This is a genomic window from Yoonia sp. F2084L (assembly GCF_023015625.1).
In the GTDB taxonomy this organism is placed as follows: domain Bacteria; phylum Pseudomonadota; class Alphaproteobacteria; order Rhodobacterales; family Rhodobacteraceae; genus Yoonia.
In genome coordinates, this window is sequence record NZ_JALKAH010000002.1 from 249,181 (window position 1) to 262,081 (window position 12,901).

At 58.5% G+C, this 12,901-nt stretch carries 14 protein-coding genes; 7 read left to right on the forward strand and 7 right to left on the reverse strand.

Features of this window, described 5'->3' with window-relative positions:
• The first annotated feature begins 203 nt into the window (after positions 1 to 203).
• From MWU60_RS06735 to MWU60_RS06745, 3 genes are read left to right on the forward strand one after another with little or no spacing between them, the layout of a single operon-like run.
• A complete protein-coding gene (locus MWU60_RS06735; protein ID WP_247226449.1) occupies positions 204 to 635 on the forward strand; it encodes a DUF1489 domain-containing protein in 432 nt (143 codons plus the stop codon).
• 46 nt (positions 636 to 681) lie between these two features.
• Positions 682 to 2,214: an AMP-binding protein gene (locus tag MWU60_RS06740; protein ID WP_247226451.1), complete on the forward strand. Its 1,533-nt coding sequence runs from the start codon at positions 682 to 684 to the stop codon at positions 2,212 to 2,214.
• A gap of 55 nt (positions 2,215 to 2,269) precedes the next feature.
• Entirely contained in the window at positions 2,270 to 3,052 is a 783-nt protein-coding gene (locus tag MWU60_RS06745) for a YkgJ family cysteine cluster protein (RefSeq protein ID WP_247226457.1), read from the forward strand.
• 1 nt (position 3,053) lies between these two features.
• Here the strand turns inward: MWU60_RS06745 and hisG are convergent, their stop codons facing one another.
• From hisG to MWU60_RS06765, 4 genes are read right to left on the reverse strand one after another with little or no spacing between them, the layout of a single operon-like run.
• Entirely contained in the window at positions 3,054 to 3,746 is a 693-nt protein-coding gene (hisG, locus tag MWU60_RS06750) for an ATP phosphoribosyltransferase (RefSeq protein WP_247226865.1), read from the reverse strand.
• Positions 3,743 to 4,816 (reverse strand): ATP phosphoribosyltransferase regulatory subunit, encoded by a 1,074-nt coding sequence (locus MWU60_RS06755; RefSeq protein ID WP_247226459.1) that lies wholly within the window; start codon positions 4,814 to 4,816, stop codon positions 3,743 to 3,745. The genes hisG and MWU60_RS06755 overlap by 4 nt, the downstream gene beginning before the upstream one ends.
• Positions 4,816 to 6,381 (reverse strand): histidine--tRNA ligase, encoded by a 1,566-nt coding sequence (hisS, locus tag MWU60_RS06760; protein ID WP_247226460.1) that lies wholly within the window; start codon positions 6,379 to 6,381, stop codon positions 4,816 to 4,818. Before hisS ends, MWU60_RS06755 begins: the two co-directional genes overlap by 1 nt.
• Positions 6,382 to 6,434: 53 nt before the next feature.
• On the reverse strand, positions 6,435 to 6,893 hold the full coding sequence (locus MWU60_RS06765; RefSeq protein WP_247226462.1) for an Lrp/AsnC family transcriptional regulator: 459 nt from the start codon (positions 6,891 to 6,893) through the stop codon (positions 6,435 to 6,437).
• 108 nt (positions 6,894 to 7,001) lie between these two features.
• Between MWU60_RS06765 and MWU60_RS06770 the strand changes: the two genes are divergently transcribed.
• Together MWU60_RS06770 and MWU60_RS06775 are read left to right on the forward strand one after the other, a co-directional pair.
• The gene (locus tag MWU60_RS06770; protein ID WP_247226463.1) at positions 7,002 to 7,793 is read left to right on the forward strand and encodes a phenylalanine 4-monooxygenase; all 792 of its coding nucleotides are present in this window, start codon (positions 7,002 to 7,004) and stop codon (positions 7,791 to 7,793) included.
• Positions 7,794 to 7,802: 9 nt separating this feature from the next.
• Entirely contained in the window at positions 7,803 to 8,006 is a 204-nt protein-coding gene (locus MWU60_RS06775; protein ID WP_247226464.1) for a SlyX family protein, read from the forward strand.
• A 386-nt stretch (positions 8,007 to 8,392) separates the two neighbouring features.
• Here the strand turns inward: MWU60_RS06775 and MWU60_RS06780 are convergent, their stop codons facing one another.
• On the reverse strand, positions 8,393 to 9,196 hold the full coding sequence (locus MWU60_RS06780; protein ID WP_247226465.1) for an isoprenylcysteine carboxylmethyltransferase family protein: 804 nt from the start codon (positions 9,194 to 9,196) through the stop codon (positions 8,393 to 8,395).
• A 120-nt stretch (positions 9,197 to 9,316) separates the two neighbouring features.
• Between MWU60_RS06780 and MWU60_RS06785 the strand changes: the two genes are divergently transcribed.
• Together MWU60_RS06785 and MWU60_RS06790 are read left to right on the forward strand one after the other, a co-directional pair.
• Entirely contained in the window at positions 9,317 to 9,532 is a 216-nt protein-coding gene (locus MWU60_RS06785; protein ID WP_247226466.1) for a DUF2805 domain-containing protein, read from the forward strand.
• A 40-nt stretch (positions 9,533 to 9,572) separates the two neighbouring features.
• Complete coding sequence (locus tag MWU60_RS06790) at positions 9,573 to 10,901, forward strand: AarF/ABC1/UbiB kinase family protein (protein WP_247226468.1); 1,329 nt, start codon at positions 9,573 to 9,575, stop codon at positions 10,899 to 10,901.
• Here MWU60_RS06790 and MWU60_RS06795 read toward each other — a convergent pair.
• Both MWU60_RS06795 and MWU60_RS06800 read right to left on the reverse strand, forming a co-directional pair.
• Positions 10,898 to 11,953, reverse strand: coding sequence for an iron ABC transporter permease (locus tag MWU60_RS06795; protein WP_247226470.1), 1,056 nt, complete (start codon positions 11,951 to 11,953; stop codon positions 10,898 to 10,900). The two genes, MWU60_RS06790 and MWU60_RS06795, sit on opposite strands and share 4 nt — an antisense overlap.
• A 3-nt stretch (positions 11,954 to 11,956) precedes the next feature.
• On the reverse strand, positions 11,957 to 12,901 hold the full coding sequence (locus tag MWU60_RS06800; RefSeq protein ID WP_247226473.1) for an ABC transporter substrate-binding protein: 945 nt from the start codon (positions 12,899 to 12,901) through the stop codon (positions 11,957 to 11,959).

The window sequence follows — 12,901 nt, forward strand, 5'->3', positions numbered from 1 at the left end:
TCCTAATGGCAGCAGGCAAGGCCTGCATCTTACGGGGTGGGGTTTCACATTGGAATGGCGAAATGGTGTCGATATCGCCGCAGGCATAATTTCTACCACATATAGTGGTTGATCTCAATACATACACCACATAAACCTTTCTCGCAGGTTCTGTTGATTAGTGATCTGCGCGCCTTATCTAAAGCGTATCCCGGGGGGGATTGATGTCGAACACTGTCCATATGCTAAAACTATCCGTCGGCACCGAAGACGTTGTCGGGCTGGAAACATGGCAAGCGACAAAGCGCGCGCAGACCGATGACGGGCTGCCGCGCCACATCACCCGGATGTGGCCCAAGCGGGGCGACGAAATCCTCAGTGGCGGGTCGATCTTTTGGGTGATCAAAGGCGTGATCCTGTGCCGCCAACCGATCCTGCGGCTTGATGAATACCTTTCTGCCGATGGTATCCGCCGCTGTGCCATCGTGTGCAAACCCGGTCTGATCCGGGTTGAGGCAACGCCCAAGCGCGCTTTCCAAGGCTGGCGTTACTTGCCTGTCGCAGATGCGCCGCGCGATTTGCCCGAAGGACGGCAAGGCGAAGAAGCACTTCCCCCTGAACTCTCCAAAGCACTGGCCAGCATCGGCGTCCGCTAGGCAGGCGGCATTCGCTGTGCCATGATCCGGCACAGGAGGAGCCAGCATGACCATTTTCACCAGTCCCTTTGCGGATGTCGCCGCATCCGATCTGACGATCACCCAGCGCATCTTTCAAGGCCTTGAGAACCGACCTGACGAAGTGGTCCTGACCGATGGTCCCTCTGGTCGCACCATGACTGCCGCTGCGTTCATGGATCAGGTCAAACGCATGGCAGGCGGGTTGGCGGCTGCCGGGTTTGGCGCAGGGCATACGGTTGCCATCATGGCCCCTAACATCCCTGAATACTGTGTTGTCTTTCACGCTGTCGCGTGGGGCGGTGGCACGATCACAACACTGAACCCAACCTACACCGCGCATGAAGTCGCGCATCAACTGGCCGACTCAGATGCAGAAATCCTGATTACGATTCCGGACTTCATGGACACCGCAAAAGAAGGCGCTGGCGACACACCCGTCGTCGCCATCGGCACGCCGGACTACGCCGCCCTCTTTGGCGATGAGGTCAGCGCACAGGTGCCGGTCGATCTGGATGAATTCACCGTCGTCTTGCCATACTCGTCGGGCACCACAGGCCTGCCAAAAGGCGTGATGCTTTCGCACCGCAATCTTGTGATCAATGTCGATCAGGTGATCGCCGCCGCACAGTTCCAGCCTGGCGAAGTGGCGGCCGGGTTCCTGCCATTCTTCCACATCTACGGCATGACCGTGCTGATGAATGTGCATTTGGCCGGAGGCGGTGCCATTGTGACCCTACCACGCTTTGATCTGCCGCTGTTTTTGCAGATCTGTCAGGATCATAAGTCGCGGCGCATGTGGATCGTTCCCCCCGTCGCGCTTGCGCTTGCCAAACACCCACTGGTCGAAAACTACGATTTGTCATCCATCGAACAGGTCTTTTCCGGGGCCGCACCTTTGGGGGCAGAACTATCCGAGGCGGTGGCGCAGCGGCTGGATTGCATTTCACTGCAAGGCTACGGCATGACTGAACTTGCCCCGGTGTCGCATGTCACGCCCGGCGCAGCCAATCGCCCGGGCGGAGCTGGTCTGGCGGTTCCCAATACGGCCTGCCGCATCGTGCATATCGAAACGGGTGCAGACCTTGCGGCGGGTGAAGAGGGCGAGCTTTGGATCAAAGGCCCGCAGGTTATGCAAGGCTACTTGAACAACGCGAAGGCGACCGCAGAAACAATCACCTCGGATGGCTGGTTGCGCACCGGTGACATCGGCAAGATTGACAGCGATGGCTACCTGTTCATCACCGATCGCCTGAAAGAACTGATCAAATACAAAGGTTTCCAAGTTGCCCCGGCCGAGTTGGAAGCCACGCTGGTCGCAATGGAAGGGATCACCGACGCCGCCGTCATCGGCCTGCCGGATGAGGACGCAGGCGAGTTGCCAATCGCCTTTGTTGTCGCCGGTGATCCGGCCCCAGACGAGGCGGCGATCAAAGCCCACCTCGATACGCAATTGGCCCACTACAAACAGGTGCATGAGGTCCATTTCGTCGATGAAATCCCCAAATCCGCCTCAGGAAAAATCCTGCGGCGTTTCCTGCGCGATGGCTTGAACGCCTGACTGGACGATGGGTGTTGCCCCTCTATAGTCAGCGCCAGACAAAAGGCAGCCACCGATGAAACCAACCTCCCCACGCGTAGCCCGCAGGCTGGCCCAAAAGGGTAGCAAGTCAGCCGCTTTGACAGTGGCTGATCTGGCAAACCGTGTGGCAAAGGCCAAGGTGAAGGGCGTGGACAAAGCGCTTGAGGAACGCGGCAAGCGTATCCTGACATCCTATCTGCAAACGGCTGCGACTTACGCAATGCCCGTCAAAGAGGTGGTTGGCGAAATGGCCAGCGGTCAGGCCGCATGGCGGTTGGGACATGCGGTGCGCGACGAAATCCTCAAAACGCCACCCGAGGCGGTGAAAAATGCTGCTTGCGTCCAAGGCTGCGCCTTCTGTTGCATCCTGTCAGGCGGCGAAGGGGGCGTGATCACGGGCTTTGAGGCCGAACAACTCCACACGGCTATCACACCTCTCAAAGGTCAACCCGACGGGCGCGATTGGCACCCAGAGGCGTGCCCCGCCCTTGATCCTGCAACGCGCAGTTGCCGCGCCTATGACGCCCGCCCGATGATCTGCCGGTCATTCCTGTCAACGGACGCCGGGGCCTGCGAACGCAACGCGGCAGGGGCCGAAGAACAGGGCGCGGGGCTTTTGGGCAGTCATCTGGATTATCTGGTGGTGCATGCATTGTGCCGCCAAGCGCTGAAAGGGATCACACAGGTCTATACCTACAGCATGGCCTCTACCGCAGCGGATGCTGTCGCAGGCACTGACGGAATTTCAACGGCCCGCCATGCGCCCAGCGCCCTCGAAAGAGCCTGCCGCGATGCAGCGCAGGCAGCAAAGGCCTGAATTAAACACCCAGCACCATCTGCAAAGCCTTGAGCTTGGCCCGTTGTGCATCCGTCCAGTTATGACGGCGGCCCCTGAACAGGGTCGCTTGGCTGGCATGAATCAGCCCGTCATCCAGAATCTTCAGGCCGTTCGCGCGCAGTGTTTCCCCGGTTGAGGTGATGTCGGCAATCGCCTCAGCCGTTTCGTTTTTTACCGTGCCCTCAGTGGCGCCCTGACTATCCACTAGCTGATAATCCGCCACGCCCTGATCCCGCAGAAAGTCCCGCACCAGCCGGTGATACTTGGTGGCGATCCGCAACCGGAAACCATGCGTGCGGCGGAACGCGGCAGCGGCCGCATCCAGATCATCCAGCGTTGTCACATCAACCCAGGCCTGCGGGACAGCGATGATCAGATCCGCGCCGCCAAACCCCATCGGGGCCAGTTCAGCGACCCGCATATCCCAATTGGCCAGCTTTTCCCGCACGAGGTCGGACCCCGTCACGCCGAGATGAATGTTGCCTGCCGCCAATTCACGCGGGATTTCACCGGCGGACAGCAAGACCAGTTCAACACCATCAATCCCATCAACGGCACCGGCATATTCGCGATCAGACCCGGACTTGCGCAGGCCAATGCCACGCGCGCCGAACCAATCAAATGTCTTTTCCATCAACCGGCCCTTGGAAGGCACACCAAGCTTCAACATCAGCGTAATCCCAAAGCCAGATCAGGGCGGATCACACCGCCCACCGCAGGCACGGCGCGACCTTGTCCCAGATGGGCAGTCAGCGCATCGTAGCGTCCACCCGTTGCAACAGGCGGTTGTTCAGGGCGATCCTTGGCATAAAAACCAAAGACAAAGCCGTCATAATACTCCAGAGATGTGCGGCCATAGCTACCTTCAAATTCAAGGCTGCCGACATCGACACCCTTGTCGGCCATCGCATCCAACCGCGCGTCCATCCCCGCAACCGCATCGCCAATTGCGGGCATATCCACTGCGATGTCACGCAAGGCACTCAGCACATTCGGTGCCGTTTCCCGCAGGCCTAGAATGGCATCAATCAACGCAATCTCTTCTGCCGCAATGGGGTCGGCAGCCGCATCAGCGCGCAAGGCTGCGATACGGTCGGCAACCTCGTTGCGGCTGCGCAAACCGATGTCGGGCCCTGCCTGCGCAAACGGGTCGTCCGCTGCCAAGAGCGCCTCTCGCGCTGGCGTCACCTTGCCCGATCCAAACCGTTTCATCAGTGCACGAAACCTGACGGGCCGCCATATGTGACGCAGCAGCGCTGCCTTGCGCGCGTCGGTCGTGCGCAGACCACGCACGGCAGCCATGAGTACGCCAATGTCGCCGGTTGCGGCCCGCACAGGCAAGCCCGCCAATCCTTCTGCAATCGCGGCGAACACCTCGGCATCGGCAGCGGCGGGGTTTTGGCCGTCGAACACTTCATAGCCCACCTGCACATATTCATTGGCGCGGGTTTCATCGGTTTCCTGTTTGCGGAACACCTTGCCCGCATAGGTGTAACGGGCCGGATCAGCATGCGTCTGCATGTGCATCTGCACGACGGGAACCGTGAAATCAGGGCGCAACACCATCTCACCGCGCAGCGGATCAGAGGTCAGATAAGCACGCGCACGAATATCTTCGCCATAAAGGTCCAGCAGTGTGTCGGCTGGTTGCAGCACATCCGCCTTGATCACCTGCGCGCCCTTGGCGGCAAAGAGATCGCGCAGACGGCGCGCTTCTTTCAATGTTTCGGGCGAAGTGGGCATCAGCTGTGCGTGTCCAGTATTTCACGGACCTTCGCGATCATCTGGTCGCGCGGCACTTCGTATTGACTGGGGCGGTCTTTCCATTCTTCCAAGGTGGCGTTCTTGGCAATCTCGGCCCCAAGGATCAGGTCCTTGATCTGGACGATGCCTTTGTCGAATTCATCACTGCCCGCAATAATGGCGATCGGGGACTGTCGCTTATCCGCATATTTCAACTGATTGCCAAAGTTCTTGGGGTTGCCCAGATAAACCTCGGCCCGGATACCCGCGTTGCGCAGGTCTGCAACCATCGTCTGATAATCCGCCATGCGGTCACGATCCATGACGGTGACAACCACCGGACCAACCGTCGCAGCACCGGTCTGGCCCTTGGCACGCAAAGCGGCCAGCAGCCGGTCCACACCAATCGACACACCCGTTGCCGGCACTTCCTGCCCGGTAAAGCGCTTGACGAGGTCGTCGTAGCGACCGCCGCCAGCGACAGAGCCAAAGTTTCGCGGACGGCCTTTGTCGTCGGTGATCTCAAAGGTGAGTTCGGCTTCGTAAACGGGACCGGTGTAGTAGCCGAGACCACGGACGACGGAAGGGTCGATAACGATGCGGTCGGGGCCGTAACCTTGGCTCCGACATAGAGTTGCTATTTCTTTCAACTCTAAAACGGCTTCCGAACCCGTCGCCGTGTCGCGTAGAATGTTGAAAAGGTTAAACAAGACCTTTCGATCCTGTTCTGTCAGGTGCTTATCGAGATCGATCCACTTTTCGTAGTCTTGTCTCTTATCTTCGTTGGCCAGATTAACTTCGTCGCTTCCAGCATCCAGAAAGCTTAGGACCACCTTTATTTGATCTTCACTTAGCTTTGCGCCTTCTGTAAAATCTCCACTTTCGTCCTTTCGCCCATCTCCCAAAAGGGCGCGAACACCGCCGAGTCCCAAACGGTCCAGCTTGTCGATGGCTCTGAGGACAATGCCCCTCTCTTTCTCGAATTTGGTAGGATCTACAGGGTCATGTAAACCAGCAGCTTCCATCACACCATTCAGCACCTTGCGGTTATTCACCCTTATCACATAGTCGCCGCGCGCGATCCCCACGGCTTCCAGCGTATCGGATAACATCGCGCAAATCTCGGCATCCGCGGCCACGGAACCCGACCCAACCGTATCCGCATCACATTGATAAAACTGACGAAAGCGCCCCGGCCCGGGCTTCTCATTCCGCCACACGGGCCCCATCGCATAGCGGCGATAAGGAAACGGCAAATCATTGCGATACTGGGCCGCAACACGAGCCAAAGGGGCGGTCAGGTCATAACGTAGTGCAAGCCAGTCGTTGTCCTCTTCCCAAGCGAACACACCCTCATTCGGGCGGTCCACGTCGGGCAGGAATTTGCCCAGCGCCTCGACGGTTTCGACCGCTGAGGTCTCTAGCGCATCAAACCCGTAACGATGATAGACCGCCGCGATCTTTGCCAGCATCTCGGTGCGCTGGGTGACTTCTGCACCGAAATAATCCTGAAACCCCTTGGGCGTCTGAGCCTTGGGGCGCGGTTGCTTTTTCATCTTGGCCATTGGATTGATCCTGCCGGTCGCATTTCATTCCCGCGCCGTTTAACCCGGCAATGTCACAGGGGCAATGCAGTCGTATATTTCAACTCTTTGAGGCTGAATGACGACACCACCGATTTCACGAACTTCGAGCGCAACAGCGTATGGGTCATAAACGCTTCGTAGGCTTCGACATCGCGGCATCGGATTTTCAGGATATAGTCGGCGGTCCCCGATACGGCATGCGCCTCCATGATCTGGGGGTGCGCATCAATGACGGTGGCGAACCCGGCAATCGAAGCCTCGCCGTGGTCAGACAGGCGGACAGTCGCGAAAACGCACAAACGGACGTCTGCTTTTGCGGGGTCCAAAAGGGCGACACGGCCTTTGATCAGCCCCAGCTTTTCAAACTCCTGCACTTTGCGCCAAACGGTCGAGGTCGCAATCCCCGCCTTGTCGGCCAGTTCCGCCAAGGAGGCCGCTGCATTCGCCTGCATCGCCACCAGCAATCTGCGTTCTTGATCAGAAAATTCCATATATCACGCGAATCCGCCTATCATCTTGCCATAAAGACTCAAAAATCAGGCATTTCAAAGGTATTATTCGACAATGGCGGTTCAAAATATCTGCAAAGGAGGACCGCTATGCCCAAAGATACCACCTATACTTCGCTTTTGCCCGATGCCGACGGCTATTACCCCTACACCGCGCAGGATGATGTGGTTTGGGCCACACTGTTTGACCGGCAGATGGCATCCTTACCCGATATCGTCGCCCCCGAATACATGGACGGAGTCGCCAAACTGGGCCTGAACGCCGACAAGACACCGCAGGTCAAGGACATCGACGCACGGCTGCATGCACTGACTGGCGCTGGCGCCTACGGCGTGCCCGCCATCATCCCGCCATCGCAATTCTACGACCTGCTGAGCCAACGCAAATTCCCCGTCGCCACCTTCCTGCGGCGACCCGAGCATATGGATTACATCGAAGAACCAGACCTGTTTCACGAGGTCTTCGGCCATTGCCCAATGCTGACCAACGCGGCCTACGCCGATTTCATCGAAGGGTTCGGTAAAAGGGCCAAGGCGCTGGGCAAAGGCTATTCGTGGCACATGTTCCGCCTGTTTTGGTTCACAGTGGAATTTGGAATGATCCGCACCGCCGCCGGGTTGCGCGCCTATGGGGCGGGCATTGTGTCCTCTCCGGCAGAGGCCGCCCATGCGATGTCAGACAAGCCACTGATGCAGGACTTTGATCTGCTGACCGTGTTCCGCACGCCTTACCGGATTGATATCGTGCAGCCGACGTATTTTGTCATCGACAGCTTTGATCAACTGGCTGGGATACTGGACGCCGATTTTGGCGGGCTGATTGATGAGGCGAAAGCGCTGGGTGATCTGCCCGCTCTTTTCGAAAGCAAACAAGCCGTGTAAAGACCGCGTATGGCAGACACGACACATCTTGAAGAACAAATCGCTCACCTGACCCGCGCGGTTGAGGAATTGTCAGATATTGTCGCACGGCAAGAGGGTGAACTGGCCCAAGCCACACGGCGGTTGGCTATGCTGATGGAGCGCGAGGCGACCCGCGATCTGGATGCTGGCGGCACCGTGCCACTGGCCGACCAGCGCCCACCGCATTGGTGAATACGCAGCACAAATAGCCCGGCAGCCCAGTGGTTGGGCGACCCGGCGCGGCTGCTTTGCGTTACATATGAACAGATCAAGAAGGGGGCGGGCCCGCCTGCACGGTTTCTGTAACCGACGGCTGCGTGATGCAGTCCATCGGAGCAATCGCTGGCTTTGCACCCTGATGGGGTGGTCTGTAAGCCCAAGCGAAACCTGATCTTGGTCGGGGCGTTGTGGTTGCCCCTTGGTTGGATATCCAAGCAAGACACTAGCGTCGGACAGCTTGCGGAAGGGTGAAGGGTGCGTGCGGTGGGCGAAAGCAAAGACATCTTTTGCCCGCACAGTGATTGGGCCCGTCAGACAGCCTTGCGCCTGACGCAACGACATGTGCCATCTGTTGCATGTCAGACGTCATCGCAAATCTTCGGGCGGTCCCGCGTCAGCCCCGGAACAGCGTAAGGCACTTGCGATTTGTAAGCCTCAAACCGGGGGCCATAGCGGCTTTGAAACCGCTTTTCTTTCATCTTTGGCGCGGCAAGACAGTAGATTGTCAGTATGATCGCTACGGCCAATTGATCAGGTGTCCAAACCGGGACTGTCCAAAGCGTAAGTGCGAAGGCGACATAGATCGGCTGACGAATGATCCTGAAAAGCCCACCGGTGGGCATATCCGGGAACACTGGTTTTATGTTCTGTGCCAATGACATCCAACCAAGCGCACCGGACTGCACTTCGGCCCCGGCGTCATAGCTGGCTTTGATCAGCAGCAGCCATGCGGTGGCGTAAAGCAGGCACAGCAGCACGAATGCGCCACCCTCGGCCTGCCACCAGATCACGCCGCTGGGTGTCCACATGGCAAAGAGCGCCAATAACTGAACCGATGCGATAATCGCATAGGTAGTGGTTGAAAGCGTGTCTGCGTGTTTGCCCGGTGCCAGACGTGTCAAAATCCGTCGGCCACGCCCCGTTAGCAGGACTGAGTGGGCAAGCGGGAATTGCAGGATCAATGCTGCATTTGCCAGATATGACCACGGGGCAGGGACCTGACCCAAGCTTGCGCTCATGCCAAAGAACATCGCGGTTATCATCGCAAGGACCGCCAGCGCAAAAATCGTGTGGCAGACTACGCCATATGTAAAGGCCAGCGCGATCCGCCCGCGTCCCCGAGGCGGGCGCAGGGTACCAAGAGCAAGACGGAAAAGCCGCATGAAAGGGGATGGCGTTTGCATTGTCATAGTCTGGAGCTAGCTGCCGTGACGCGTCTGACCACCACCAATGACCAAAGGTCGCAAGTTGCCTTGGCCGTTTTCGCCTCTAAGTCCCTTGATATGGCTAAGACACCCGCATTCCCACCCGAACAGATCAGCGAGATTGTGCAAATGGCACTGTCCGATCACGTCAGCTTTGCAGATATCACCCGGCAGTATGGGATCGCCGAAAAACAGGTGAAGGCCCTGATGCGCGCCAACCTGCGCCCCGGCAGCTATAAGGCATGGCGCAAGCGCGTGCGTAATTTCGGGGATCGTCGCGAACACTATAAGTAACCACCGTTGTAACGCGCACGCTTAGCGCTAGGTCTGGATCATGCCAGAGAAACAAAGCATCGCCCGGGCCATGCCCGTCCCCGCCAATCGCGCCGTGCGCTTTGGCAAGCTGGGGTCGATGACCGCGGGTATCGCCGGGAATATGGCGCTGAACGGGATTGCGCAGTTGGGGCGGGGCGAACGCCCTTCGATGCGCAACCTGCTTTTGACGCCGCGCAACATCACGCGTGTGGCGGATCAACTGGCCCAGATGCGGGGCGCTGCGATGAAGATCGGGCAGTTGATGTCGATGGATACCGGCGATGTGTTGCCGCCTGAGTTGGCGCAGATTATGGCGCGGCTGCGGGACGATGCGCATTTCATGCCGCCTGCCCAGCTAAAGCAGGTTTTGAATACGCAATGGCCGCAAGGGTGGCTGGGGCAGTTCAAGAAGTTTGATGTGCGTCCCATCGCAGCAGCCTCGATCGGGCAGGTGCATCGCGCACAGCTGAAAGACGGTCGCGATGTGGCAATCAAGGTGCAATACCCCGGTGTCGCAAAGAGCATTGATAGCGATGTCAGCAATGTCGGCGCGCTGATGCGCATGTCTGGCTTGCTGCCTAAAGGGTTTGAACTGGCCCCCTATCTGGAAGAAGCGCGCAAGCAGTTGCACGAGGAAACAGATTATCAGCGTGAGGCGGATCATTTGGTGCAGTTTGGCGCTTTGGTGGCTGAGTTGCCGCAATTTACGGTGCCTGAGTTTCATGCCGACTGGAGCACGGCCGATGTGCTGACCATGTCCTTTGTGTCGGGTCGTCCGATTGAACAAGCGACCGATTTACCACAGACCACCCGGAACCGGCTTGCTGCTGATCTGATTGATCTGACGTTGCGCGAACTCTTTGATTTTGGCGCGATGCAGACCGATCCGAATTTTGCCAACTATCTTTATGATGATCAGACAGGCCGCATTGTATTGCTGGATTTCGGGGCGGCGCGCGCGCTGCCTCGGGATTTGATCGGGCAGTATCGCCGTTTGCTGCAAGCAGGCGTGGCCGATGATGCGGATAGAATCCACACGATAGCGCTAGAAATCGGATTTATCAGCGCCGAGACGCAGCCCGAACACGCGGCGCAAATCGTGGCAATGATCCGGCTGGTCTTTGATGCGTTGCGTCTGGAACCGGTGTTTGATTTCCGTCAGCCTGATCTGTCGCGCCAGATGCAGGCCGCAGGGCAGGCGCTGGCCGAGGATGGGTTTGTGCCACCGCCCGTACCGATTGATGTGCTGCTGTTGCAACGCAAATTCGGCGGCATGTTCTTGTTGGCCAACAGGTTGTCGGCGCAGGTGCCGGTCTTGGATTTGCTGGCCAAATACCTTGCCGATTAGATCGGGTTGCGACGCAGAAGCCAGACGAAGAACACCCCGCCGATCAACCCGGTGACGATCCCGATAGGGATGTCGTCGGGGGCCATGACAGTGCGCGCAAAAATATCCGCCCAAAGCAGGAAGATCGCGCCGCAAAGCGCTGAGACAGGCAAGACCCGTCTGTAGTCGCCGCCGACGATCAGTCGCACGATATGCGGGATCATCAGTCCGACAAAACCGATGATGCCTGAAAAGGCGACCATGACGCCGGTGATCATCGCACCCACGACAAAAACGGTCAGCCGAAACCGTCCGACGGGGATGCCGAGGGTTGATGCTGTCTCGTCCCCGACCGTCATGGCATTCAGGTTGCTGGCGTTGGCCCAAAGATAGGCACCGCAGGCCAGCAGGATCACAAGCGGATAGATCAACTGGCTCCATTGCGCGAGGCCAAGGCCGCCAAGCATCCAGAAGACAACCGTGTGAACGGCGCGTGGATCGCCCAGAAAGATCAGGACGTTTGCACCTGACATGACGATGAAGGATACGGCAACGCCTGCCAGAACCAGCCGGTCGGCGCTGGTGGCCGAGGCGAATTGAGAAACACCAAGGACGATCAGGGTCGCACCCAATGCGCCGATGAAGGCCATGAATGGCACGGTCAAAAGCCCAATGAATAACCCGGTGTGTAGCAGCGCAAGGATCGCGCCGAATGCACCCCCTGCCGAGATACCCAGTAAATGCGGGTCAGCCAGCGGGTTGCGCGTCACAGCCTGTAGGCTGGCGCCCACGATGGCGAGGCCCGCACCGACCAGACAGGCCAGGATCGCGCGCGGAAACCGGATGTCCCAAACAATGGCTTCGCGCCCCGCCGACCAGTCGGCGGTGACGAGGCCGGGGGCGATTTTATTGGCAAGAATACCCCAGACTGTCGGAAGCGGCACAGAGACCGCGCCGACGCTTACCGCGACGGACAAAGACAAAAACAGCGCCACAAAACCCAGCCCGAAGGTCAGCCGCAGCCGTGCCTTATGCGGGCTGAGGGTCGTGATCTGTCTGTCGGCCTGATCCATGGCCTAGTCTGCGCGAAACGCAGCAGCGAGTGTTTTGACCGCCTGAATGTTGCGCGGGCCCGGTGTGGCCTCGACATATTCCAGCACCACGAAGCGGTCGTTCTTAACGGCGTCGAGATCGGCAAAGGCCGGGTTCGACATCATGAAATCGCGCTTTTGCGCGGCAGTGACTTCGCCATAGTTCACGATGACGATGATTTCCGGGTTGCGTTCCACCACGGCTTCCCAGCCGACGGTGGTCCAGCTTTTCTCGAAATTCTCCATGATGTTCACACCGCCCGCCGCCTCGATCAGCGCGTTGGGCATGGCGTAGCGACCCGCGGTAAAAGGCGCGTCCTCTCCGCTGTCGTAGACAAAGACGCGCGGGGCTTGGGGCAGGGGCGGCAGATCGGCCAGAAAAGCCGCAAGGTCGGTCTGATAGTCAGCGATAAGCGCCGCAGCGCGGTCTTGCACCCCGAAGATCGCACCCAGGTTGCGCAGATCTGTGTACATATCGTCCATAGACGCTGCGTCTTTGTCACCGACCTGCCCGATATGAATGCAGCTTTCGGTAAGCTCATAGACCTGAATACCGAAGGGTGCGAGCGTTTCAGGCGTGACATCGCCACCGACGCGCATGCCATAATTCCAGCCTGCGAAGTAGAAATCAGCGTCAGCACCGATCAACACCTCTTTGGAAGGATATTGCTCGGATAGTTCTGGCAGCGCCTCAACACCCGCCCGCATTGCAGCGTCCAGCTTGTTCCAGCCGGAAATACCGGTGTAGCCGACCATGTGGTCTGTCAGGCCGAGAACCAGCATCATTTCAGTGAGGTTGATGTCGTTTGACACAGCCGCTTGCGGTGGTGCGTCAAAGGTCACGTCGCGATCACAGCTTTGCACGGTGGTCTGGGCCAAGGCCGTGCTGGCCGCGAGGGTGAAAAATGCGGTTGTCAGTGCCAGTTTCAT

What these genes read in the sequence shown, in the direction of transcription:
- MWU60_RS06765 (WP_247226462.1), bottom strand. Translation starts at nt 6,893, where the DNA reads ATGGAATTTTCTGATCAAGAACGCAGATTGCTGGTGGCGATGCAGGCG.
- MWU60_RS06800 (WP_247226473.1), bottom strand. Translation starts at nt 12,901, where the DNA reads ATGAAACTGGCACTGACAACCGCATTTTTCACCCTCGCGGCCAGCACG.
- MWU60_RS06780 (WP_247226465.1), bottom strand. Translation starts at nt 9,196, where the DNA reads ATGCGGCTTTTCCGTCTTGCTCTTGGTACCCTGCGCCCGCCTCGGGGA.
- MWU60_RS06790 (WP_247226468.1), top strand. Translation starts at nt 9,573, where the DNA reads ATGCCAGAGAAACAAAGCATCGCCCGGGCCATGCCCGTCCCCGCCAAT.
- MWU60_RS06745 (WP_247226457.1), top strand. Translation starts at nt 2,270, where the DNA reads ATGAAACCAACCTCCCCACGCGTAGCCCGCAGGCTGGCCCAAAAGGGT.
- MWU60_RS06775 (WP_247226464.1), top strand. Translation starts at nt 7,803, where the DNA reads ATGGCAGACACGACACATCTTGAAGAACAAATCGCTCACCTGACCCGC.
- MWU60_RS06795 (WP_247226470.1), bottom strand. Translation starts at nt 11,953, where the DNA reads ATGGATCAGGCCGACAGACAGATCACGACCCTCAGCCCGCATAAGGCA.
- MWU60_RS06785 (WP_247226466.1), top strand. Translation starts at nt 9,317, where the DNA reads ATGGCTAAGACACCCGCATTCCCACCCGAACAGATCAGCGAGATTGTG.
- MWU60_RS06770 (WP_247226463.1), top strand. Translation starts at nt 7,002, where the DNA reads ATGCCCAAAGATACCACCTATACTTCGCTTTTGCCCGATGCCGACGGC.
- MWU60_RS06740 (WP_247226451.1), top strand. Translation starts at nt 682, where the DNA reads ATGACCATTTTCACCAGTCCCTTTGCGGATGTCGCCGCATCCGATCTG.
- MWU60_RS06755 (WP_247226459.1), bottom strand. Translation starts at nt 4,816, where the DNA reads ATGCCCACTTCGCCCGAAACATTGAAAGAAGCGCGCCGTCTGCGCGAT.
- hisS (WP_247226460.1), bottom strand. Translation starts at nt 6,381, where the DNA reads ATGGCCAAGATGAAAAAGCAACCGCGCCCCAAGGCTCAGACGCCCAAG.
- MWU60_RS06735 (WP_247226449.1), top strand. Translation starts at nt 204, where the DNA reads ATGTCGAACACTGTCCATATGCTAAAACTATCCGTCGGCACCGAAGAC.